18 protein-coding genes are annotated in these 22,154 nt (G+C 66.8%); 13 read left to right on the forward strand and 5 right to left on the reverse strand.

Annotation, left to right across the window (positions count from 1 at the left end; translation table 11 throughout):
* Positions 1–188: 188 nt before the first annotated feature.
* The 3 genes from infA to LRM18_RS02410 all read right to left on the reverse strand — a co-directional run bounded on the left by infA (position 189) and on the right by LRM18_RS02410 (position 2,424).
* A complete protein-coding gene (infA, locus tag LRM18_RS02400) occupies positions 189–407 on the reverse strand; it encodes a translation initiation factor IF-1 (RefSeq protein ID WP_005409596.1) in 219 nt (72 codons plus the stop codon).
* A gap of 86 nt (positions 408–493) precedes the next feature.
* Positions 494–1,234 carry a leucyl/phenylalanyl-tRNA--protein transferase gene (gene aat, locus LRM18_RS02405; protein ID WP_270950735.1) on the reverse strand — a complete coding sequence of 247 codons (741 nt, stop codon included), beginning with the start codon at positions 1,232–1,234 and terminating at the stop codon, positions 494–496.
* Positions 1,235–1,299: 65 nt separating this feature from the next.
* A complete protein-coding gene (locus LRM18_RS02410; RefSeq protein ID WP_164688374.1) occupies positions 1,300–2,424 on the reverse strand; it encodes a GNAT family N-acetyltransferase in 1,125 nt (374 codons plus the stop codon).
* A gap of 192 nt (positions 2,425–2,616) precedes the next feature.
* Between LRM18_RS02410 and LRM18_RS02415 the strand changes: the two genes are divergently transcribed.
* A complete protein-coding gene (locus LRM18_RS02415; protein WP_270950739.1) occupies positions 2,617–4,107 on the forward strand; it encodes an N-acetylmuramoyl-L-alanine amidase in 1,491 nt (496 codons plus the stop codon).
* Positions 4,108–4,213: 106 nt separating this feature from the next.
* Here the strand turns inward: LRM18_RS02415 and trxB are convergent, their stop codons facing one another.
* A complete protein-coding gene (gene trxB, locus LRM18_RS02420) occupies positions 4,214–5,185 on the reverse strand; it encodes a thioredoxin-disulfide reductase (protein WP_049455054.1) in 972 nt (323 codons plus the stop codon).
* A 233-nt stretch (positions 5,186–5,418) separates the two neighbouring features.
* Here trxB and LRM18_RS02425 point away from each other — a divergent pair, with 233 nt between their 5' ends.
* The 5 genes from LRM18_RS02425 (at position 5,419) to LRM18_RS02445 (ending at position 12,499) form a co-directional block, all read left to right on the forward strand.
* Positions 5,419–7,779 carry a DNA translocase FtsK gene (locus LRM18_RS02425; RefSeq protein WP_064238502.1) on the forward strand — a complete coding sequence of 787 codons (2,361 nt, stop codon included), beginning with the start codon at positions 5,419–5,421 and terminating at the stop codon, positions 7,777–7,779.
* 39 nt (positions 7,780–7,818) lie between these two features.
* The gene (locus LRM18_RS02430) at positions 7,819–9,750 is read left to right on the forward strand and encodes a DUF3857 domain-containing protein (protein WP_049467718.1); all 1,932 of its coding nucleotides are present in this window, start codon (positions 7,819–7,821) and stop codon (positions 9,748–9,750) included.
* Between the two features lie 150 nt (positions 9,751–9,900).
* Entirely contained in the window at positions 9,901–10,539 is a 639-nt protein-coding gene (gene lolA / locus LRM18_RS02435) for an outer membrane lipoprotein chaperone LolA (protein ID WP_049467715.1), read from the forward strand.
* 214 nt (positions 10,540–10,753) lie between these two features.
* Positions 10,754–12,031 carry a replication-associated recombination protein A gene (locus LRM18_RS02440; RefSeq protein ID WP_210240759.1) on the forward strand — a complete coding sequence of 426 codons (1,278 nt, stop codon included), beginning with the start codon at positions 10,754–10,756 and terminating at the stop codon, positions 12,029–12,031.
* 96 nt (positions 12,032–12,127) lie between these two features.
* Positions 12,128–12,499: a DUF805 domain-containing protein gene (locus tag LRM18_RS02445; RefSeq protein ID WP_049467709.1), complete on the forward strand. Its 372-nt coding sequence runs from the start codon at positions 12,128–12,130 to the stop codon at positions 12,497–12,499.
* 72 nt (positions 12,500–12,571) lie between these two features.
* Here LRM18_RS02445 and LRM18_RS02450 read toward each other — a convergent pair whose 3' ends face one another.
* Positions 12,572–12,946: a hypothetical protein gene (locus tag LRM18_RS02450; RefSeq protein WP_270950746.1), complete on the reverse strand. Its 375-nt coding sequence runs from the start codon at positions 12,944–12,946 to the stop codon at positions 12,572–12,574.
* Between the two features lie 351 nt (positions 12,947–13,297).
* Here LRM18_RS02450 and LRM18_RS02455 point away from each other — a divergent pair, with 351 nt between their 5' ends.
* The 7 genes from LRM18_RS02455 (at position 13,298) to fusA (ending at position 22,030) form a co-directional block, all read left to right on the forward strand.
* The gene (locus LRM18_RS02455) at positions 13,298–14,326 is read left to right on the forward strand and encodes an alpha/beta hydrolase-fold protein (protein WP_270950748.1); all 1,029 of its coding nucleotides are present in this window, start codon (positions 13,298–13,300) and stop codon (positions 14,324–14,326) included.
* Between the two features lie 122 nt (positions 14,327–14,448).
* Positions 14,449–15,825, forward strand: a complete 1,377-nt coding sequence (locus LRM18_RS02460) for an ATP-binding protein (protein ID WP_270950750.1) — start codon at positions 14,449–14,451, stop codon at positions 15,823–15,825.
* Positions 15,826–15,876: 51 nt separating this feature from the next.
* Entirely contained in the window at positions 15,877–16,923 is a 1,047-nt protein-coding gene (locus tag LRM18_RS02465; RefSeq protein ID WP_270950752.1) for an ABC transporter substrate-binding protein, read from the forward strand.
* Positions 16,920–17,963 (forward strand): iron ABC transporter permease, encoded by a 1,044-nt coding sequence (locus LRM18_RS02470; RefSeq protein ID WP_270950754.1) that lies wholly within the window; start codon positions 16,920–16,922, stop codon positions 17,961–17,963. Before LRM18_RS02465 ends, LRM18_RS02470 begins: the two co-directional genes overlap by 4 nt.
* Positions 17,960–18,721 (forward strand): heme ABC transporter ATP-binding protein, encoded by a 762-nt coding sequence (locus tag LRM18_RS02475; protein WP_057494216.1) that lies wholly within the window; start codon positions 17,960–17,962, stop codon positions 18,719–18,721. The genes LRM18_RS02470 and LRM18_RS02475 overlap by 4 nt, the downstream gene beginning before the upstream one ends.
* A gap of 63 nt (positions 18,722–18,784) precedes the next feature.
* Complete coding sequence (locus tag LRM18_RS02480; protein WP_270950757.1) at positions 18,785–19,534, forward strand: hypothetical protein; 750 nt, start codon at positions 18,785–18,787, stop codon at positions 19,532–19,534.
* Between the two features lie 459 nt (positions 19,535–19,993).
* On the forward strand, positions 19,994–22,030 hold the full coding sequence (fusA, locus tag LRM18_RS02485) for an elongation factor G (RefSeq protein ID WP_103282370.1): 2,037 nt from the start codon (positions 19,994–19,996) through the stop codon (positions 22,028–22,030).
* The last annotated feature ends 124 nt before the right edge of the window (positions 22,031–22,154 follow it).

Here is a 22,154-nt window from a genome sequence, read left to right on the forward strand (position 1 = left end):
TGGCGATCCGGACTGGATCGGTTCCTACGATGCCGCCGCGGATGCAGATGCGAATCTGCCGCAAGCAGGGCTGACCGACGTCACGGTGAGTTCGGTCACGATGACCTCCGGCAGGGCCGGATGGCAGGCATGACAAAAGGCCAGCAACCAGGGCTGGCCTTGTCGACGTGGCGCCAGGCGCCGACCGCTTACTTCATGCGGTAGGTGATACGACCCTTGGTCAGGTCGTACGGGGTCATTTCAACCTTGACCCGGTCACCGGTGAGGATGCGGATGTAGTTCTTGCGCATGCGGCCGGAGATATGGGCAATGATCTCGTGCCCATTTTCCAGACGAACGCGGAAAGTGGTGTTCGGCAGCGTCTCGCTGACGGTGCCCTCGAACTCGATGGAATCGTCTTTCGACATGTAGTCCTGTGCGGTTCAGAAAACGGCCACGCTGGGCCTAAGGCGCAGTATTTTACGCGTGACCGGCCCAGCTTGCAAAGTTTGTGTTAACCCCTGGCCAAACGCCGAGCCGACAGGCGTCCCACCGCCTGCGTCCACGGGCCTTCACGGCCCTTGTCGCGCACCGCCTTGCGCACGTGATCCAGAAACGCCGCGCGCGGCAGATGCGTGGCGCCCATCCGCAGCAGGTGCGGATTCTCCACCTGGGCATCGATCAGCGGCCAGCCCCAGCCGCCAAGCGTGGCCGCCAACGCGGCCAGCGCGACCTTCGAGCCCCCGCTGGCACCGCTGAACATGCTCTCGCCGAAAAACACGGTACCGATCGCCACACCGTAGATGCCGCCGACCAGCGTCTGCCGGTCCCAGACCTCGAACGAGTGGGCAAAGCCGAGGTCGTGCAGCTGGCTGTAGGCCTCGATCATGGCCGGGCTGATCCAGGTGCCGTCCTGGCCGGGCCGCGGCGCGGCGGCGCAGGCGCGCATCACCTGGCCAAACGCGGTGTCGGCGGTGACCTCCCAGTCGCAGCCACGCAGCTGGCGGCGGAAGCGGCTGGACAGGTGCACGCCGTCGGTGCGGAACACCATGCGCGGGTCAGGCGACCACCACAGGATCGGTTCGCCCTCGCTGAACCACGGAAAGATGCCGCCCGCATACGCGTTGAGCAGGCGCGCCGGGTGCAGGTCGCCGCCCACGGCGAGCAGGCCGTCGGGCTGGCGCAGGGCGGTCTCGGCCGGGGGAAAGGGCGCGTCCGGCGCATCGGCCAGGCGCCAGGGCAGCTGGCGGGTCATGCCGGCATTGTATTCGTCGCGGCCCCGCGCGAATGCCGCGGCAGATGCCCACCTTGGCTGGCAGGTCACCCGTCCGCGCGAAATGGGCTGTGCCCCAGCAGCTCCTGCCGGTACCGCCGTACATCCCGTCGCTCCTGCCGGCACCAGTCCTGCAGCGCTTCGGCGAAATCCGCGTCCGCCACCCAGTGCCGGCTGCGCACCAGGGTCGGCAGGAAGCCGCGCGCCAGCTTGTGCTCGCCCTGCGCGCCCGGCTCGAAACGGCTCAGGCCTTCGCGCAGGCAGTACTCGATGCCCTGGTAGTAACAGGCTTCGAAATGCAGGCCGGGCAGGGTGGCCCCGCCCCAGTAGCGGCCATACAGAGTGCTGCCGCCCCGCAGGCAAAGTGCGCCGGCAATCGGCTGGCCTTCCTGCTCGGCCAGGAACAGCACCAGCCCACGTCCGAGCGAGATCGCCAGATGGCGCAGGAAAGGCTCGGTCAGCGCCGGGGCATTGCCGTATTCCAGGAAGGTCTGCAGGTAGAAACGGTACATCGCCTGCAGGTCGGCGCGGCTGGCCTCGTCGCCGTGCACCACGCGGAAGGTGATGCCCTGGCGGGTGACCTTGGCCCGTTCCTGGCGGATGTTCTTGCGGTGCTTGTGGTCCATCGCGGCGAGGAACTGCTCGAACGTTGCCCACTCGCCGGGGTTCTGCCACTGGAACTGCACATCCTCGCGCAGCAGCCAGTCCTCGCCGAACAGCGCTTCGTCAGCTGCGGTATGGAAGTTGATATGGGCCGATGACACCTCCAGTGCCGGCAGCGCATCACGCAACACCGACAGCAACGCGGCGCGATCTGAATCGTGACGGGCCAGCAGGCGCGGCCCGGTGACCGGCGAGTACGGTACCGCGCCCAGCCACTTCGGGTAGTAGTCGCGGCCATGCCGGGCATAGGCGTTGGCCCAGGCATGGTCGAACACGAATTCGCCGTGGGAGTTGGTCTTCAGGTAGCCCGGAATGGCGCCGATCAGGCGCTCGCCCTCCCACAGCGTGAAGTGCCGGGGTTGCCAGCCCCAGTCCTCGCGGAGGCAGCCGTGCTGTTCCAGGCCTGAAAGGAAGGCGTGGCTGACGAACGGGTTCTGGCCGTCGTGCAGGGCATCCCAATCGGTGGCGGGAATGGACTGAAGGGAGTGGAGGAAGCGGGTGGAGGGCATGGTTGGCAAGGATAGGCCAGGTGGATCGCGAACGGTGTTGGCGGAGCTGGGTTGGTTTGTTTCGGTTGGAGGTGAGGAAAATTTGAATTCTCCATCCGTGTGCGCTGGGTGCGGAATCGCTGGCGCACGGGTCGGCAGGGTGGCGGGGCGCTGCATGAGCGGCGCGCATCCCACCACATGGAGAAATCAACGATGAAGGGATTGAAGCTTGCAACTGCCGCGGTCGCGTGCGGCCTGATCTTTGTGCCACCCGTGTTGGCTTCTGGAGCCGAGTCCTCGAAGACAGCGGAGAGGGCAGCGGAAGATCCGGGCGACTATGCCGAGTTGGTTGCACTGCTTGAGCACGAGATTTCCGCCAGGTTGACTCGCCATCTGCAAGAGAAGGGCAGGTTGCGCCAGGTGACTGTGAGCGTAGTGGTAGTTCCGCAGAAGCGCAGAATGGTCGTCGAGTTCGGCCCCGGATATCTTCCAGGCAATGAACAGAACTATGGAGAGCTCTTCCTCATACCGCTGGCCGCTGATCTTCGGCACTACTCGAATCAGGCGGGCCTGGACATCCTGGACGTGGAGTTCCTTTTCCAGGGTAAGCCAATCGAGGCGCATTTCCCGGAAGATCACCCTGCGCCAAGAGCGGCGAAATCCCGGTCCGTGCACACGCAGGCTCTGGTTTCCTCAAGTCATGGGTACATTGCCTTGCATCCCAGCAGGGCGTGGGAATTTCAACGACCGGCCCCGCTCGGACTTCAGGAGGATGTATTGAGCCCGACATACGGAGACGAACTGCAGCGCTTGCTGGAGCAACGAAGCGGATTGGTCGTGCATCGAGCGCGCAGTCGTTCTATCGACCCGCATCCGGAGTCAGGCCTCCCTTGGGAACATATGTCTGCCAGGTATCACTTGAAGGCGCTCCTCCCTGAGCGTGCAGACATCTGGAATGAGCTGCCAAACAGCGCCGACAGCGATCGTGAAGTCAAGGAGGACATCCGTGCTCGCCCCAATTACGCCAATCATCTCGGTGTGGATGTGATGCTGAGCCTGCACACAAACGGAAACCTAGCCCCCAGCGTTCGTGGTGCCGAGGTCTATCACCATCGCTCCAAGCCTGAAGACAAGGCGCTGGGTGACAGCATCCTGTGCGGGATGAGAGAACTGATCCACGCCCAACCGGGGTACGAGAACTTTCCTGTTCGAGCCGAATCGGCTGCTGATGGGCACGGCGAGAACCGCATCGGGAAGATGCCCTCGGTGATCGTCGAAACCGCCTACCACTCCAATCCTGACGATGTGGCTGCCTTGCAGGATCCCATCTTCCGCTCGGCGTCGATGAAAGGGGTGGAGAAGGGCTATCGCCTGTGGGCAACGGGAAAGACGTGCGAGCCCTTGGCGCTGCATGCGATTCCAGACACCGATGTGCCCGTTCAATCGGCCAGGGATGTCGAAGTCCGTTATGCCGGGAACCCCCAGTATCCGTTGTCGGTGGAGCTCTCGCTGACGACCTGTTCCGAGGTGGGTGCGTGCTCCTCGTCGACGAGGACCTTTGATGATCCGATGCAACCGGTGGTGATCAATCTTGCCTGCAATGGCGTCGGCACGGGCGTCGCGCGCTGGAGTGCGCTCCTGAGGGACGCGGACGGGGTTGCGTCGGCACCTGTCGAGTTCTCGCAGGCGTGCGTGCGGACGTGAGGGTGGGCATGGCCTGGCACTCCTGAAAGCACGAAGGCCGGCGCTTTCGCGCCGGCCTTTGGTCTCGGTCGAGCATCGCTCGACGCTACAGAAGCAGGTTCGCTTCTCAGCTGGCCTTGCCCTGCGCGTCCAGATAGCGCTCGGCGTCCAGAGCGGCCATGCAGCCGAAGCCGGCCGAGGTGATCGCCTGGCGGTAGTGCTGGTCGGCCACGTCGCCGGCGGCGAACACGCCTTCCACCGAGGTCTGGGTGGCGTTGCCGCCCAGGCCCGAACGGATTTCCAGGTAGCCGTTGTTCATCGCCAGCTGGCCGTCGAACAAGGTGGTGTTCGGGTGGTGGCCGATGGCCACGAAGAAGCCGTGGGCGTCGATGTCGCGGGTGCTGCCGTCCAGGGTGGACTTCACGCGAACGCCGGTCACGCCGGCGTCGTTGCCCAGCACTTCCTCCACCTGGTGGTGCCAGACGGTCTCGATCTTGCCTTCGGCAACCTTCTTGAACAGCTTGTCCTGCATGATCTTCTCCGCCTTCAGGGTGTCGCGGCGGTGGACCAGGTAGACCTTGCGGGCGATGTTGGACAGGTACAGCGCCTCTTCCACGGCGGTGTTGCCGCCACCGACCACGACCACGTCCTGGTCGCGGTAGAAGAAGCCGTCACAGGTGGCGCAGGCGGAGACGCCGCGGCCCTTGAAGGTCTCTTCGGTCGGGATGCCCAGGTACTTGGCGGTGGCGCCGGTGGCGATGATCAGCGCGTCGCAGGTGTACTCATGGCTGTCGCCGATCAGCTTGAATGGGCGCTGCGACAGGTCGGCGGTGTGGATATGGTCGAAGATGACCTCGGTCTCGAAGCGCTCGGCGTGGGCCTGCATGCGCGCCATCAGGTCCGGGCCCATCAGGCCGTGGGCGTCACCCGGCCAGTTGTCGACCTCGGTGGTGGTCATCAGCTGGCCACCCTGCTGCAGGCCGGTGATGACGACCGGCTTCAGGTTGGCACGGGCGGCGTAGACGGCGGCGGTCCAGCCGGCCGGTCCGGAACCGAGGATGACGAGGCGCTGGTGGCGGGAGGGCAGGCTGGTGCTCATGTAAACTCGCGAAAAGGTAGATGGGACAAGGCGCTGGCGATGTTTGCGCAGCATCCTCGGCAGGTCATAGAGTGGCGGCTGGGGCAGGGCGATTCAAGCCGATGAACAGAACGCCGTCATCCAGCGGTGGTTTCGGCCCTGTCCGGACCCGGCCAGATGTCGCATAACTGAAAACTGACGCCGTCTCATTTATTATCAATCACTAACAGCGCATTCCAAAGGCATGGTCTAAGGTGGCGAAGCAGGTCCCTGAACGCTCCAAGTCGGACGACAGCAAGGCGTCACGTCGCACGGCCGCGGCGGCGACGACCGACAATCCACGCCGCCAGCGCCTCTGGCGCGACCTGGGCCTGATCGCCATCGCGCCGGCCCTGCTCTATCTGGCGGCCAGTCTTTTCACCTATTCAGCGACCGATCCGGGCTGGTCGCACACCGGCAGCGTGGTCGCGCCGGTGCACAACCTGGGCGGCCGTGCCGGCGCCTGGATCGCCGACGTGCTGCTGCAGCTGTTTGGCTACATCGCCTTCCTGCTGCCCATCGTGCTGGGCGCGCTGGCCTGGATCGCCATGTTCGGCCTCAAGCGCGAGAGCAAGGGCGAGAACGACCTGGATCCGGCACTGCGCCTGGTCGGTCTGGTCGGGTTCCTGATTGCCGGCACCGGCTTCCTGCATGTGCGCCTGTTCAGTGGCGATGTCGCCAGTGCCGGCGGCATCCTCGGCAAGCTGGTAGGCAACTCGCTGACGGTGGGCTTCGGCGCGCTGGGGGCCAACCTGTTCGTACTGGTGCTGCTGCTGGCCTCGATCACCCTGGCGACGGGGCTGTCATGGTTCACGGTGATGGAGAAGATCGGTCGCGGCGTGATGTCGCTGGCGCCGTTGCTGGAACGCAAGAAGGAAGAAGTCACCGAGTGGAAGCAGACCCGGGTCATGCGCGAGGAGCGCCAGGAAGTGCGCAAGGCCGACGCCGAGGTGCGCGCCAAGCGCGAGCCGGTGAAGATCGAGCCGCGTCCGGAGCCGGTGATCGAGAAGAGTGATCGGGCCAAGCGCGATACCCAGATTCCGATGTTCCGTGGCGTCAATGGCGATGGTTCCGACCTGCCGCCGCTGGCGCTGCTGGATGATCCCAAGCCGCAGCCGAAGGGCTATGACGAAGAAACGCTGGAAACCCTGTCGCGGCAGATCGAGTTCAAGCTGAAGGATTTCCGCATCGATGCGCAGGTGGTCGGCGCCAACCCTGGCCCGGTCATCACCCGTTTCGAGATCGAGCCGGCACCGGGCATCAAGGTCAGCCAGATCAGTTCGCTGGACAAGGACATCGCGCGTGGCCTGTCGGTGAAGTCGGTGCGCGTGGTCGATGTCATTCCGGGCAAGTCCGTGATCGGCCTGGAGATCCCCAACGTCACCCGCGAGATGATCTTCCTGTCCGAGCTGCTGCGCTCGAAGGAATATGACAAGTCGGCCAGCGTGCTGACCCTGGCGCTGGGCAAGGACATCGCCGGCCGCCCGACGGTGGCCGACCTGGCGCGCATGCCGCACCTGCTGGTGGCCGGTACTACCGGTTCGGGCAAGTCGGTGGCGGTCAACGCGATGGTGCTGAGCCTGCTGTTCAAGGCTTCGCCCAAGGACCTGCGGATGCTGATGATCGACCCGAAGATGCTCGAACTGAGCGTCTACCAGGGCATTCCGCACCTGCTGGCACCGGTGGTCACCGACATGAAGGAGGCCGCCAACGGCCTGCGCTGGTGCGTGGCCGAGATGGAGCGCCGGTACAAGCTGATGAGCGCAGTGGGCGTGCGCAACCTGGCCGGCTTCAACAAGAAGGTGAAGGAAGCCCAGGACGCCGGCCAGCCGCTGATGGACCCGCTGTTCAAGCCGAACCCGGAACTGGGCGAGGCGCCGCGACCGCTGGAGACGCTGCCGTTCATCGTCATCTTCATCGACGAATTCGCCGACATGATGATGATCGTCGGCAAGAAGGTCGAAGAGCTGATCGCGCGCCTGGCGCAGAAGGCGCGTGCGGCCGGCATCCATCTGATCCTGGCCACGCAGCGCCCGTCGGTGGACGTGATCACCGGCCTGATCAAGGCCAACATCCCGACCCGTATCGCCTTCCAGGTCAGCTCCAAGATCGACTCGCGCACCATCCTCGACCAGTCCGGCGCGGAAACCCTGCTCGGCCACGGCGACATGCTGTACCTGCCACCGGGCACCGCGCTGCCCGAGCGCGTGCATGGTGCGTTCGTGTCCGATGACGAAGTGCACCGCGTGGTCGAGCACCTCAAGGCGATGGGCCCGGCCGACTATGTCGACGGGGTGCTGGACGAGGTGCAGACGATGGGCGACGGCGTGGTCGTCGGTGCCACCGGCCTGCCCGAGACCAGTGCGGCCGGCGACGAGTCCGACCCGCTGTATGACGAAGCGCTGCGGGTGGTCACCGAGACCCGCCGCGCCTCCATTTCCGGCGTGCAGCGCCGGCTGAAGATCGGCTACAACCGTGCAGCGCGACTGATCGAGGCCATGGAAGCGGCCGGCGTGGTCAGCCCGCCCGAGCACAACGGCGACCGCACGGTGCTGGCACCGCCGCCGCCGAAGTAAGACCCGAGGTATCCCCCACGACGTCCAAGGAACCGACGCATGCTTCACCCCGTACCAAGCGCGCTGGCACTGGCGCTGGCAGCCTTGCTGGCTGCCAGTCCGGCACTGGCAGAAACCGCCACCTCCGCGCCCGCCACGGCGCCGCCTTCCACCAGCGGCGATACCGAAGCCAGCAATAATTTCAGCATTGTCCGTTACCGCGCCGACTACCAGGTCCGGCCGGATGCGGGCAATGTGCAGACCGAAACCTACGAAGTCCTGCTCAAGACCAAGGCCTCGGTCGAGCAGTTCAGCCAGGTGCGGCTGAGCTACAGCGAGAAGATGGAAACCCTGGAGGTGCTTGGCGCCTACACCATCACCGCCGACGGCCAGCGCCGCGACGTGCCGGCCGACCGCATCTACACCCAGGAAAGCTACTCCAGCGCCTCGGCGGCGATGTACGCCGACCGTAAGGTGCGGGTGATCGTGTTCCCGAACCTGGCGCCGGGCACGCGCCTGTACTACCAGGTGCGCCGGACCCAGCTGACGCCGTACTTCCCGGGCTATTTCGGCCTGTGGGAGACCTTCAATGTCTTCACCGAATACGAGGACGCCGAGGTCACCCTGAGTGCGCCGGCCAACCTGCCGATGTTCATCGACAGCCGCGGCGTGCAGGGCAGCGATCGCCCGACAGTGAAGAACGGCCAGGCGCAGTGGCGCTGGCGCTACCAGCGGCGTGAGGCGATGCCGGCGCAGAACTGGTCGGCCGCCGGTTGGGAGTTCGGCCCGAACATCATGGCCAGCACGTATCGTGACTGGGCGCAGATGGGCCGCGCCTACCAGCGCAAGGCCGGGCCGGCGGCGCAGGTCACGCCGGAACTGCAGGCGCTGGCCGACCAGATCACCGCCGGCATCAGCGACCGCCGCGGGCAGGCCGATGCGCTGTACCGCTGGGTGGCGCAGAACATCCGCTATGTGGCGGTGTACCTGGGCAATGGCGGCCTGGAGCCGAACAGCGCGCAGAGCATCCTCGACAACCACTATGGTGACTGCAAGGACCATGTGACGATCCTGGAAGCGCTGCTGGCGGCCAAGGGCATCGCCAGCTCGCCGGTGCTGATCGGTGCCGGGGGCGGTCCGACGCTGCCGAAGATTCCGGTGCTGGGCCGCTTCAACCACGCCATCACCTACATCCCCGAGTTCGATCTGTACCTGGATTCGACTACGGCATGGGCGCGCTTCGGACAGTTGCCGGAAGGCGATCTGGGGGCGCCGGTGGTGCGCACCCGCGACGCCACGCTGGCGCGCACCCCGGCCAACACGCCCGATCGCAACGCCACGTCCATGGAAGTGCGCTTCACCTTCGACGCCAATGGCGACCTGCGCGGCGAGACGATTCCGAAGCTGGGCGAGAACGCCGAGATCGGCATGCGCGCGCAGTTCTCACAGCTCAACGCGCAGAACCGTGCGCGCGCTGAGGAGCAGATCATGGCCGCGTCGGGTTTTGACGGGCGCGGGCAGTTGCAGATTCAGGGCGTGCCAGGCGATCTGACCCGGCCCTTCGGCTATCGCATGGCGTTCCAGGCCGAGGACTACGCCGATTTCAGCGTGGCCGGGGGCATGGCCGTGCCGGACCCGCCGGGTGGCGAGTCGGTGCGCGGCCTGTACGCCACTGCCTCGGCGCCGGCCAACGAAACGCCGTTCTACTGCAATGCCAGCCTGCGCGAGGAAACCTATCGCCTGCAGTTCCCGGCCAATGCACCGATCATCGCCATCCCGGCCAGCCAGCGTTTCGCCAACGCCGCCGGCGAGTACCGCGTGGACTGGAGTCGCGAGGGCCAGGACGTGATCGTGCACCACCGCTTGCAGCAGAACGCGGTGCGTGGCCCGGAGGCGCTGTGCCAGCCGCAGGACTATCCGGCGTTCCGCGCGCTGTATCGCGAAGTGCGGCGCGGCTTCCGTGGCCAGGTGCTGTACGGCCGGCTGAAGTAGAACCGCGCCCTGCATGGATGAAGCCGCCTTCGTGCGTGCATCGCCGTTCGACGATCAGGGCGGCATAATGTCGCCCTGATCGCCCATTCAGCTTGCACCGGGCACACTCACATCCAACTTTCCTGGCCTGCGTGCCCACAGGATTTCCGCATGAACGTCCGCTTCCGCCGTTTCCTTGCTTCCACCACCCTGGCCGTGGCCTGCGCCGCCGCCGGCAGTGCCTGGGCTGGCGCCCGCGATGACCTGAAGGCTTTCACCAGTGGCCTGAAGGGCCTGGATGGCCAGTTCAGCCAGCAGGTGTTCGACAGCCGCGGCAAGGTGAAGGAATCGACCAGCGGCCGCGTGGCCCTGTCGGCGCCGCGCCTGTTCCGCTGGGAATACGTGCGCCCGCACGAGCAGTTGATCGTGGCTGACGGCAAGAAGGTCTGGATGTACGAGCCGGACCTGGAGCAGGCCACCGTGCGCGAGCAGGGCAAGGAAGAGCAGAACAGCCCGCTGACCGCGCTGATCAATCCGGCGCTGCTGGAACAGCAGTACGACGTCAGCGAAGAGGCTGCGCAGCGCGATGGCCTGCAGTGGCTGTCGCTGTCGCCGAAGCGTGAGACCGAAGCCAGCTTCCAGTACGCGGCGCTGGGCTTCAACGCGCAGGGCCTGGCCAAGATGGAAATCACCGATGCGGTTGGCCAGCGTACCGTGATCAGCTTCAGTGGCTGGAAGCGCAACCCGGGCTTCGCCGCCGGCACCTTCAGCTTCACCCCGCCGAAGGGCACCGACGTCATCGGTGATTGATCAGGGCGCCGGGCATGGCCCGGCGCTACCGAATCCGGTGGGTGCCAACCGTTGGCAGGCGCTTGGGATATGCCGGCCAGCGGCCGGCACTACCGGAATCGCCGTCACGCTCTCGCGGTACAATAAGCGGGTGCCAAGACATCGCTCCACTTCCTTCCCTGGTCCCGATCTGCTGAGCGTTGATCGGGAGCACCTGCGCCCGCTGGCCGAGCGCATGCGCCCGCGCACCCTCGATGAAATGGTCGGGCAGAAGCGCCTGCTGGCGCCGGACAGCGCGCTGCGCCGCGCGGTTGAATCCGGTCGCGTGCATTCGATGATCCTGTGGGGGCCGCCGGGCTGCGGCAAGACCACGCTGGCGCTGCTGCTGGCCGAGTACGCCGATGCGGAATTCCGTGCCATCTCTGCCGTGCTGTCCGGGCTGCCGGAGGTGCGCCAGGTGCTGGCCGAAGCCGCGCAACGCTTCGCGGAGGGCCGGCGCACCGTGCTGTTCGTGGACGAGGTGCATCGCTTCAACAAGGCGCAGCAGGACGCATTCCTGCCGCACATCGAGCGCGGCACGATCCTGTTCGTCGGCGCCACCACCGAGAATCCGTCGTTCGAGCTGAACTCGGCGCTGCTGTCGCGTTGCCGCGTGCATGTGCTGGAAGGTGTTTCGCCGACCGATATCGTCGAAGCGCTGGAACGTGCGCTGGGGGATCGCGAGCGCGGCCTGGGCGAAGAGCGCATCGAGGTCGCACCCGAACTGCTGCTGGAGATCGCCACCGCCGCCGACGGCGACGTGCGCCGTGCATTGACCCTGCTGGAGATCGCCGCCGAACTGGCGGGCGGGGAGGGGGGGCGCATCACGCCGCAGACCCTGACTCAGGTGCTGGCCGATCGCACCCGTCGCTTCGACAAGGGCGGCGAGCAGTTCTACGACCAGATCTCGGCACTGCACAAGTCGGTACGCAGTTCCAACCCGGACGCCGCACTGTACTGGCTGACCCGCATGCTCGATGGCGGCTGCGATCCGTCCTACCTGGCGCGCCGACTGACCCGCATGGCCATCGAGGACATCGGCCTGGCCGATCCGCGCGCGCAGAGCATGGCGCTGGAGGCCTGGGACATCTACGAGCGGCTCGGCAGCCCGGAAGGCGAACTCGCCTTCGCGCAGCTGGTGCTGTACCTGGCCAGCACTGCCAAGTCGAACGCCGGCTATGCGGCCTTCAACCAGGCCAAGGCCGACGTGCGTCAGAGCGGTACCGAAGAGGTGCCGCTGCACCTGCGCAATGCGCCGACCAAGCTGATGAAGGAGCTGGGCTATGGCGCCGAGTATCAGTACGACCACGATGCCGAAGGAGGCATCGCGCTGGACCAGACCGGTTTTCCTGACGCGATGGGCGAACGGGTGTACTACAACCCGGTGCCGCGCGGCCTGGAAATCAAGCTGAAGGAAAAGCTGGACCGGCTGCGTGCCGAGCGCGAAGCGGCGAGGGCCGCGAAGGGCCGTTGAGCCGGCTTATGGAGGGTCGAGCCATGCTCGACGCTGCATTGTTCCCGCCGCCGGTCTTTGGCACACTGCGCGGCCACTTTTTCAAGGATCGATGCCGTGCAGGAAATGATTCTGCCGTTGAAGCGTTACGCCCAGTTCGAGGGTCGTGCCAACCGTCGCGAGTACTGGATGTTCCAGCTGTTCCTGTTGATCGTGTCGGCCGTACTGATGGTGCCGCTCGTTGCCGGGCTGGTGATGCAGTCCGACGTCCTCGGCATTGCGTCGATCATCCTGTTCGTCGTGTTCTGGCTGGCCACCGTGCTGCCGGTCATCGCGGTGACCGTCCGTCGCCTGCATGACTGCAACCAGTCGGGCTGGATGTACCTGCTGGCCTTCATTCCGTTCGGTGGCCTGGTGATCTTCGTATTCGCGCTGTTGCCGGGCACGCCGCAGGAGAATGCATACGGTCCGGTGCCTTCGGGACCGTGACACGGCGCGAGCCGAGCGCGCCTCGACGCTACAGGGCAGCAGAATGAAGCCGGCATTTCGCCGGCTTCGTCTTTACTTGATGGTGCAGTCGCCGAAGGACAGGTAGTCGGTGCCCGAGCTGAACTGCAGCGTGCAGCTGGCGGTGAACGTCGCACCTTCTACCAGCGCGCCCAGCTTGGCCGCCTGCTGTTCGTCGTCGCTGGTCAGCCGGGCCAGCACATTGCCCTGGTCGTCGCCGGCCTCGATCAGTGGCTCGCCCGCCAGGTTGCTGGAAACGCTCAGGGCTACGGCAGTGAATGTCACCGTCTGGTTGAGCTGGTCCATGCCCAATGACGAATTGCCGGCTTCTTCAAAGGCCTGGTAGAGCGTTGGCAGGTCCTGTGCGGCATGGGCAGCCAGCGGTGCAAGCAGGCCGAGGGAAAGGGCGATCAGGGCGGTGCGCTTCAAGGTGTTCTCGCAGTCACGGGATCCATTCCCGTGGGTGGTGGTGACCTCCGCGTCATGCGCGGAGGATGGTCGGCAGATCCACGCCACGCGTGGAGGCGGGCAGCCATGGACAGGGCTCGGCCGATGGCTCGATCTCACCCATCCATCCGCAGCCCTGCGAGGGCGGGGCGCTCCTGCGCCCCGGCGCCTGGGAAAATAGTGGATCCGGTGTTTCCAGCGCAACCGGGAAAATGAACACATCGCGCGCGTGATACACAGCGTGACGTTTGATCGATGTGATAATCATTCGCGTTTAAGGTAGACTGCGGTCCCCTGTGAACCGGCGGCCCCGTGCCGCGTCTGCCGCCGCTGATGAAGCATTTCGTCCCGCCTTCGCGCCGTGGCCCGCTGGCCCGCGGCCTGGCCGCCCTGATGATGGCTCTGCTCCTGGTCACCTCGTACGCCCATGCCCAGCAGCGCAATCCGCTGCAGAAGATCGGCCACACCGTGCTCGACGAGCCGGCGGCCAGCTATCGCTTCGAGCATTTCGTGGTGGACAGCCCGGACCAGCAGCGCCGTTGGCGGGTGAATCTGGCGATCCCGGCGAAGGCCAGCAAGTCGCCCTCGCCGGTGCTGTACGCGCTGGATGGCAATGCGGTGGCCATGGTGCTGGATCAGTCGCTGCTGACCGAGCTGGCCACGCGCAAGGCGCCACCGGTGCTGGTGCTGATCGGCTACGACAACGACCTGCGCATCGATTCCAAGGCGCGCACCCGCGACTACACTGCGTGGATCGACCGTGCCGACGACGAGGGCGGCACAACCCAGGCGGTCGGCGGTGGTGCTGCGGCCTTCCTGGATGTGATCGAACGCCGCATCAAGCCCGAGGTCGAGCGTCGCGCACGCATCGATACGCAGCAGCAAGCGCTGTGGGGGCACTCGCTGGGCGGGTTGTTCGTGCTCCATGCGCTGTACACGCGTCCCGCCGCCTTCCAGTCCTATCTGGCGGCCAGCCCCTCGCTGTGGTGGAGCCAGGGTGCGGCGCTGGGTGATCCGGAACAGCAGTTCGTGCAGAACGTGCACGGCCAACAGGCCAGCCTGTGGCTGATGCTGGGCGGCGCCGAGCGCGTCGGCGATCGCGGCAAGCGTGACCTGACCAATCCGCGCGTGGTGGCGCACCTGCGCCGCATCGGTGGCGCCACGCCGGACGCGGCAATGCAGTTGGCCGAGCGCTTGGGCAAAGTGCCGGGCCTGAGCGTGCGCTACCGGGAATTTCCTGGCCTGGGCCATGGCCCGATGCTGCCCGCCTCGTTCCACGCGGCGCTGCACGAGCTGTACGGCGTAACCGACCGTAGTACCAGCGATGGCGCACCCAATGGCGGTGACAACGCCGCCGAGTGACCCGACCCGCACGCGATGCCGTGCGATCCCACCACCCAGGCGAGGCTGCCGGCGTGCAGCGGCCCAGGCAACCGATGAATCCCGCGCTACGTGGCGCGGCCTACGTGTGCAAGGAGCCTGCCATGTCGTTCCGTCCGTCTTTCCGTCTTACCACTCTTGCTGCCGGCCTGCTGCTGGCGGTGACCGCCACCGCGCAGCCGGTGTTCGACCCGCCGGCCAACGCCACCTTCAAGGGTGAGGTCGTCTCACGCGGTGAGAACGTGGTTCCCGGCAGTACTGCCGAGGTGGTCGGCCGTGGCTTCGTGCCGGGCCAGAAGGTCAGCCTGCTGCGTGGCGACAGCGTGCTCAACGCGCAGCCGCTGGTGGTCGATGCCGATGGCAACTTCAAGACCCAGCTGAGCATTCCGACCGACGCGGTGCCGGGCACCCACCCGGTGGTGGTGCGCGCCAGTCAGCCGGCCGCAGCGACGGTGCTGAAGCTGCGCGTGTCGCCGCAGCTGCCGCTGTCCGGCCAGGCGCAGTTCGCCACCCAGTCCAGCAAGCTGGTGCCCGGCCTGTACCAGTCCGCCTACAGCGCCGCCAGCAATGCGCTGTTCGTGACCTCGGCGGTGGGGCGCCCGCCGGTGACCCAGTCGCAGCTGCTGAAGCTGGACCCGACGTCGCTGAAGGTGACCCAGGCGATCACCCCGGCGCAGGTACCGGGCAGCACCAATGGCGCCATCTATGCGGTCTACGGCGTGGGCGTGGATGACACCCACGGCAACGTCTGGGTGACCAACACCCGCCAGAACTCGATCGCGGTCTATCGCCAGAAGGACCTGTCGCTGGTCCACCAGTTCCCGGCCGACACTGTGCCGCACGCGCGCGACGTGGTGGTCGATGGCACCCGCGGCAAGGTGTTCGCCTCGGCCACGGGTGAAGACCACCTGTCGGTGTTCGATGCCAGGACTTTCAAGGAACTGCCGCCGGTGACGCTCGAATCCGGCGTCGATGACGGGAAGTTCACCCCGATGAGCCTGGTGCTGGATGAGAAGGGCGGCAAGCTGTTCACCGTCAGCATCGGCACGCCGGAAGCGGCGGTGATCGATGTGGCCGGCGGCAAGGTCGAGAAGGTCATCGACCTGGGCAATTCGATCAGTGCCTCGGGCGTGGCCTTCGACGCGACACGCAACCGCCTGTACGTGGCCTCGCAGGGCACCGACAACCTGCTGATCGTCGATGTGGCCGCAGGCAAGGTGCTGCACGACGTGCCGGTCGGCGCCGGCGCGCTGAACGTCGCCTTCGATGATGCCTCCGGCCTGGCCTACGTCAGCAACCGTGGCGCGGGCACGGTCACCGTGGTGAATGGTGACGGCAAGGTGGTTGCCAACCTCGATGGCGGCACGCTGCCGAACCATGTCCGCGCCGATGGCAAGGGCAACGTGTTCGCGGTGAACAAGTCGCGTGGCGCCGAAGATCCGAAGGGTGACCGCATCACCCGCATTACCCCGAAGCAGTAAGTCACAGGGCGGGGCGGCCTGCACGTCGCCCTGCCAGCAAGGAGAACGAGCATGAACATCGCGTCCCGTCTGCGCCTGTGTGCGCTTCCGTTGGCTGTTTCGCTGGCGCTGGCCGCCTGTAGCGGTTCGTCGACACCGCCTGATGGCCACAAGGCCGCCGAGCCGCCCGCCGCAACCGCCGCTGCGGACACCGCGTTGCCGGCAGGCTGGCAGCGCGTGGCCGGTGCCGAGATGCCGGCGGTGCATGACCAGAAGGCCGTGCTGCCGGCCAGAGTGCATTCCGATGACGGCGCCGATATCGAGGTGACCGATACCCGCCGGATCATTGCCGGCGGCGACGACGTCATCGCGGTGATCGAGGCGCTGGGCCTGGGCACGCAGGTGTTCGCGGCACCAACCAACACCACGACCCAGGCCGGCCTGGCCGCGCCGCACCAGTTCCTGTTCAACCGCACCACCGGCGTGGAGGGCGTGCTGAGCCTGCAGGGCTCGCTGTTCCTCGGCAACAGCCTGCGCCGCCACACCGAGCTGGCGAAAAAGCTGCGCGAAGTCGGTGAGCCGGCGGTGGTCATCGATGATCTGCAGCCGGCGCCGGACAAGGTGCGCAAGGTCGCCGCCGCACTAGGGCTGGCCGAAGCGGGGCAAACACTGGCCACGCAGGTGCAGCGCCAGCTCGACGAGGCTGCAGCGATTGGCAAGGGCCTGGACCATGCGCCACGACTGATCCACGTCTCGGCCACCGGCGCTGGCGGCTCGCCCACTGTTGCCGGTGCCGACAGCGCGTCGGCGCAGCTGATCGCCCTGGCCGGTGGCATCAACATCGGCACCGAAGCCGGGGTGAAGAACTACTCGCAGCTGAGCAATGAGGGCGTGGTCGCGGCGGCACCGGAAGTGATCCTGGTGACCGAGCATGACCTGCAGCTGTTCGGCGGTGCCGAAGGCCTGTGGAAGGCGTACCCGACGCTGAAGCAGACCCCGGCCGGGCAGGCCAATCGGGTCTGGGTGATGCCGGATGTGCAGCTGAAGTACACCAGCGTGGGTTCTGGTGCGGGCGCGCTGGCGCTGGCCAAGGCCCTGGCGGCGTTGCCGAAGGCATGAGTCCGGCGGATCGGCGCTGCCGTCGCGGGCGGGCGATGTTGATGGTGGCGTTGCTGGCACTGCTGGGGGCAGTGCTGGCGTCGTTCGCCGTGGGTCCGTTGCGGTTGCCGCCGCTGGAGGTGATGCAGGCGCTGGCGGTGAAGCTGGGCCTGCTTGACCCACAGGCGGTCAGCAGTCGCGACCTGGCCGTGGTCTGGCAACTGCGCATTCCGCGTGCCCTGTTGGGCGCAATGGTGGGTGCATCGCTGGCGATGGCCGGTGCCAGCCTGCAGGGGCTGTTCGGCAATCCGCTGGCGGACCCCGGCATCGTCGGTGTCAGCCAGGGTGCTGCGCTGGGGGCGGTGGCCGCCATCGTGCTCGGCGCTGCCGGTGCGGCCGGCTGGCTGGTGCCGGTGGCGGCGTTCGCCGGCGGTGCGCTGGCGATCGGCCTCACCTACGCACTGGCCCGGCCCGGCAAAGGTTCGGGCAACGCGACGCTGTTGCTGGTCGGCATCGCGATGGCTGCATTCTGCTCGGCGCTGATCGGTTTCCTTACTTACATCGCCAGCGAAAGCGAGCTGCAGTCGCTGGTGTTCTGGCAGATGGGCTCGCTGGCGCGCGCCAACTGGGCCGACGTGGCAGCCGTGGTGCCGTTGTTTGCGATTGGCGTGTTTGCGCTGCAGCGGCTGGCCACGCCGCTGGACATGCTGGCACTGGGCGAACGCCAGGCACAGCACCTGGGGCTGGATGTCACCCGCACGCGACGTCGGCTGGTGGCGTTCAGTGCGCTGCTGGTGGGCGCAGCGGTGGCGTTTGCCGGCTCGATCAGTTTCGTTGGCCTGGTGGTACCGCACGTCGCGCGCCTGCTGGTCGGCCCCGGGCATCGCTGGTTGCTGCCGTTGTCCGGCCTGCTGGGTGCGCTGCTGATCGTGGTGGCCGACACCGCCGCACGCACGCTCGACCCGCCGGCAGAGATTCCGCTGGGCTTGTTCTCGGCCGCGCTGGGCGCACCGTTCTTCCTCTGGCTGGTGCTGCAGCAGCGCCGCAAGGCGGCGCCATGAGCGTGCTTCTGAAGCTGCACGAGGTGGTGGTGCGCCGCCAGCAGCGCGAGATCCTGCATGGCGTCTCGCTCGCGTTCGAGCCGGGCACGGTGACCGCGCTGGTTGGCCCGAACGGCGCAGGCAAGTCCACGTTGTTGGCGGTGGCTGCCGGTGACCTGAGTGCCGACGTGGGTGAGGTGAGCCTGCTGGGCAAGCCGTTGGCCAGTTACAAGGCGGGGCCGCTGGCGCGCGAGCGCGCGGTGATGCCGCAGGAGCATGGCGTGCGCTTCGCCTTCAGCGTGGAAGAAGTGGTGGCGATGGGACGGTTGCCGCATCCGCCGGATCCGCGTGTGGACGATGCTCAGGTGGAAGCTGCAATCGATGCCGCCGAACTGCAGGCGCTGCGCCTGCGCGAGGTGCAGCAGCTGTCCGGTGGCGAGTCTGCGCGGACAACGTTTGCGCGCGTGCTGGCGCAGGACACGCCGCTGCTGTTGCTTGATGAGCCGACCGCCGCGCTGGATCTGCGCCACCAGGAGCGCACGCTGCGCAGTGTGCGTGCCTGTGCCGAAGCCGGTGCGTGCGTGATTGTGGTGCTGCACGACCTCAACCTGGCCGCCGGCTATGCCGACCGCATCGTGCTGCTGGAGCAGGGCAGGGTGGCGGCCGATGGCACGCCGCTGCAGGTGCTGACCGAAGACAACCTGCAGCGGGTTTACCAGCAGGATGTGGTGGTGCTGGAGCATCCGCGGCGCGGGGTACCGCTGGTGGTGGTGACATAGGCCGGATCTGCCGCCGTCGCCGCGTATCATGTCCGGCCGATATTCCCTCAATGGACTGATGCAATGATCTGTAGCATTTCGCGCGGCACTGTGCTGGCCGTGTTGGCTGGCTTCGCAGGCGCTGCGACTGCGGCTTCCACCTCGCCGGTTTCGCTGACCGATGCGGCGGAGAATGCCTCGCTGATCGAGATCCGGCATTCCGCTGGCGCGGGCTCCCCTGTTGCGTCCATCCGGACGCAGTACTTCGCCAACGAGGAAATGTCCGTGAGCTGGGACGACCAGCAGGTGCTGGTGCTTTGCAAGGAGGCGGCGTACCTGCAGATTCCCCCTGCCAAGCTCAAGGCCGCTGCGTTGAGCACCGAGCAGCGGCAGATGATCGTCTACCAGGCGCTGATGTCCGGCCTGGGCGCTGTCGCGGGCGTGGTCGGCCCGGCGGGCGAGGTGGTGGCGGTGGCGGATGACGGAAGCGAGACCCGCAGCGTTGGCGAAAATCCTTGGGCGTACGGTATCGAGCGCTACGACATCACCACCCAGCGCATGCCGGGCGGCGCGCTGCGCGTGCATTCCCGCAAGACCGCGACCGTGAACACGACGCCCCCGGCGAACCCGGACGACACGTTCAGCACCGAGGATGACCAGGCGGCACGCCTGTCCGAACTGGCCCCGGTCGGTAGCTGGACCGAGGTGGTGATCCATGGCGGCCCACGGCTGCCGCACATGGACCCGGCGACGTCGCTGAAGGGGTGGATGTCGATGGGAGATGACCAGGCGGCGACCGTGGCCGAGGCGCGCACGCTGCACGGCTGCAAGTAAAGGCTGAGAGGGGTCAGATCCCTTTGCCGTCGCAAAGGGATCCGCCCCTGGCGCCCGCCGGCCTCATCGTTCCATTTGTGTGTGCAATATTCACTTGCGCGCCAGATTGGCAGGTCTACAATGCGCGCCATGAACCGGATGCCGCTCCTGAAGTTTTTCACCCTGACCCGCGCAAGCGCGGAACGGGCGTGTCTGCCTGGAGCCCCACGAGGCCGTTGAAGCGGCCATCGCTGGACCTTCGACAGAGCGCCCTCCGGGGCGCTCTTTTCGTTTTTGATTCTTGTACTCGACTAATTTCCCGCGAGTCGACTAACAGTCGACTCTACCCAGCCGACGCTACCCAGTACCGCAAAGGAGAACGTGCCATGCACCAGATCGCCGAGACCGAACGCTAGCCGCGCACCCTGTCGCCAACCGGGGTGCGCGGCCCCCGAAGTTGGCTTTGCAGGAACCTTTCTCATGAACACCCAAGTCCTTTCCCGCCGTCGCAACCTTGGCATCATTGCCCACATCGACGCCGGCAAGACCACGCTGACCGAACGCCTGCTGTGGAAAAGCGGCGAGATCCACCGCGTCGGCGAAGTACACGACGGCAACGCGACCACCGACTTCTCGGCGATCGAGCGCGAACGTGGCATCACCATTGGCGCGGCCGCCGTGCAGGCGCAGTGGGCGCCGCGCGACCTGCCGCCGCATCGGCTGACCCTGATCGACACCCCCGGCCACATCGACTTCGCCATCGAGGTCGAGCGTTCACTGCGGGTGCTTGACGGTGCCGTGGCCGTGTTCTCGGCCGTGGACGGTGTGCAGCCGCAGTCCGAGACGGTGTGGCGCCAGGCGCGTCGCCATCGCGTGCCGCTGATCGCCTTCGTCAACAAGATGGACCGCGTCGGCGCTTCGTTCGAGCGCGTACTGGAGCAGCTGCAGGACAAGCTGCAGGCGCGGCCATGGGCACTGGGCGTTCCGCTGGGCAGCGAAAGCGGCTTCAACGGCTGGGTCGACCTGGTCGACGAGCGTGTGCTGCAGTGGCAGGACGGTGCGGCCGCGTCCATCACCGCGTGGGACGACGCGGCGCGTGCGCAGTGGCAGCCGCAGCGCGATGCGCTGGTCGAAGCCGTGGCCGATCACGATGAGCAGCTGGCCGATGCCTGGCTGGAAGGTCGCGTGATCGATGCCGGGGCGCTGCGCGCGGCGATCCGCCGGGCGACGCTCGCCGGTGCGGGCGTGCCCGTGCTGGCTGGTGCCGCGTTCAAGGACAAGGGTATCGAGACGCTGCTGGACGCTGTGGTCGATTACCTGCCGTCGCCGCTGGATCGCCCTGCCGTCAGCGCCGAAAGCGATGACGGCGAGGTGGTACTGCCGCCGGACCCGGATGGTCCGCTGGCCGGCCTGCTGTTCAAGATCACCCACCAGCAGCACGGCGCGCTGAGCTTCGTGCGGCTGTACTCGGGCAGCTTGAAGGTGGGCGACGCGGTAGCCAGTTCGCAGCATCCGCAGGGTCGGCGGGTCAGCCGGCTGGTGCGGGTGCAGGCCGACCAGACCCACGACATCGACCAGGCCGTGGCCGGGGACATCGTCGCGGTGCTGGGCTGGAAGGATGCGGTCAGCGGTGAAACGCTGAGCAGTCGTGCACGCCCGCTGCGCCTGGAGAACATCCAGGCCCAGGCGCCGGTGCTGGCCTGGCGCCTGGAGCCGGCGCGTGCGGCGGACCTGATCCGGATGGCGCAGGGCCTGGCCAGCCTGGCCCAGGAAGACCCCTCGTTCCGTGTGGAAACGGACCGGGAAACGGGTGAAACCCTGGTCTGGGGCATGGGCGAGCTGCACCTGGAAGTGATGGTCGAGCGCCTGCGCAGCGAGTGGAAGGTCGATGTGGGCGTAGGTGCGCCACGCGTGGCCTACCAGGAGACGCCGATGCGCCCGATGACCGGTGTCGTCGGGCGGCTGGTCAAGCAGACCGGTGGCCAGGGCCAGTTCGCGCACGTGGTGCTGGACGTATCGCCGCGCGAGGACGACCAGGTGGTGTTCAATGACCGCATCGTCGGTGGCGTGGTGCCGCGCAGCTTCATCGCAGCGGTGGAGAAGGGCGTGCGGGCTGCGCTGTCGGAAGGCCCGCACGGGCATCCGGTGGTGGGTATCGAGGTCACGCTTGTGGATGGCCAGACCCATGCGAAGGACTCGTCGGAGATGGCGTTCCATCGTGCGGGTGCCGAGGCGATCAAGGCGGCGCTGGCCGAGGGTGGCACGCAGCTGCTGGAGCCGGTGATGGCGGTGACGGTGCATTCGCCGTCGGCGTCGGTGGGTGACGTGGTCGGCGACCTCAACCGTCGCCATGGCCGCATCGCCCGCATCGAGGACCAGGACGGTCGCGCCGAGGTCAGCGGCTTCGCACCGCTGGCGCAGCTGGTCGGATATACGACTTCGCTGCGCTCGCTCAGCCAGGGACGCGCGAGCAGCGAGGCGCACCTGCATGGCTACGAGCCGGTACGCGCGGCATGAGGAAAGTGAGGGGAGCCCGTTCGCGGGCTCCCTTTTTTCTGTGCGTCCGGATTTCCGTATCCACGCATGGCGTTGATCTACCATGTGCTGGCGGGTTTCCGCATCCACGCAGGGCGTGGAGCTG

Source organism: Stenotrophomonas sp. PI_27 (genome assembly GCF_027854495.1).
GTDB classification, from domain to species: domain Bacteria; phylum Pseudomonadota; class Gammaproteobacteria; order Xanthomonadales; family Xanthomonadaceae; genus Stenotrophomonas; species Stenotrophomonas pavanii.

Bases quoted from the DNA above. Each gene is read 5' to 3' on its own strand.
- LRM18_RS02415 (WP_270950739.1), top strand. From the start codon at position 2,617: ATGAAGGGATTGAAGCTTGCAACTGCCGCGGTCGCGTGCGGCCTGATC.
- fusA (WP_103282370.1), top strand. From the start codon at position 19,994: ATGAACACCCAAGTCCTTTCCCGCCGTCGCAACCTTGGCATCATTGCC.
- trxB (WP_049455054.1), bottom strand. From the start codon at position 5,185: ATGAGCACCAGCCTGCCCTCCCGCCACCAGCGCCTCGTCATCCTCGGT.
- infA (WP_005409596.1), bottom strand. From the start codon at position 407: ATGTCGAAAGACGATTCCATCGAGTTCGAGGGCACCGTCAGCGAGACG.
- LRM18_RS02455 (WP_270950748.1), top strand. From the start codon at position 13,298: ATGAAGCATTTCGTCCCGCCTTCGCGCCGTGGCCCGCTGGCCCGCGGC.
- LRM18_RS02440 (WP_210240759.1), top strand. From the start codon at position 10,754: ATGCGCCCGCGCACCCTCGATGAAATGGTCGGGCAGAAGCGCCTGCTG.
- LRM18_RS02480 (WP_270950757.1), top strand. From the start codon at position 18,785: ATGATCTGTAGCATTTCGCGCGGCACTGTGCTGGCCGTGTTGGCTGGC.
- LRM18_RS02430 (WP_049467718.1), top strand. From the start codon at position 7,819: ATGCTTCACCCCGTACCAAGCGCGCTGGCACTGGCGCTGGCAGCCTTG.
- LRM18_RS02410 (WP_164688374.1), bottom strand. From the start codon at position 2,424: ATGCCCTCCACCCGCTTCCTCCACTCCCTTCAGTCCATTCCCGCCACC.
- LRM18_RS02460 (WP_270950750.1), top strand. From the start codon at position 14,449: ATGTCGTTCCGTCCGTCTTTCCGTCTTACCACTCTTGCTGCCGGCCTG.
- lolA (WP_049467715.1), top strand. From the start codon at position 9,901: ATGAACGTCCGCTTCCGCCGTTTCCTTGCTTCCACCACCCTGGCCGTG.
- aat (WP_270950735.1), bottom strand. From the start codon at position 1,234: ATGACCCGCCAGCTGCCCTGGCGCCTGGCCGATGCGCCGGACGCGCCC.
- LRM18_RS02470 (WP_270950754.1), top strand. From the start codon at position 16,920: ATGAGTCCGGCGGATCGGCGCTGCCGTCGCGGGCGGGCGATGTTGATG.
- LRM18_RS02475 (WP_057494216.1), top strand. From the start codon at position 17,960: ATGAGCGTGCTTCTGAAGCTGCACGAGGTGGTGGTGCGCCGCCAGCAG.
- LRM18_RS02465 (WP_270950752.1), top strand. From the start codon at position 15,877: ATGAACATCGCGTCCCGTCTGCGCCTGTGTGCGCTTCCGTTGGCTGTT.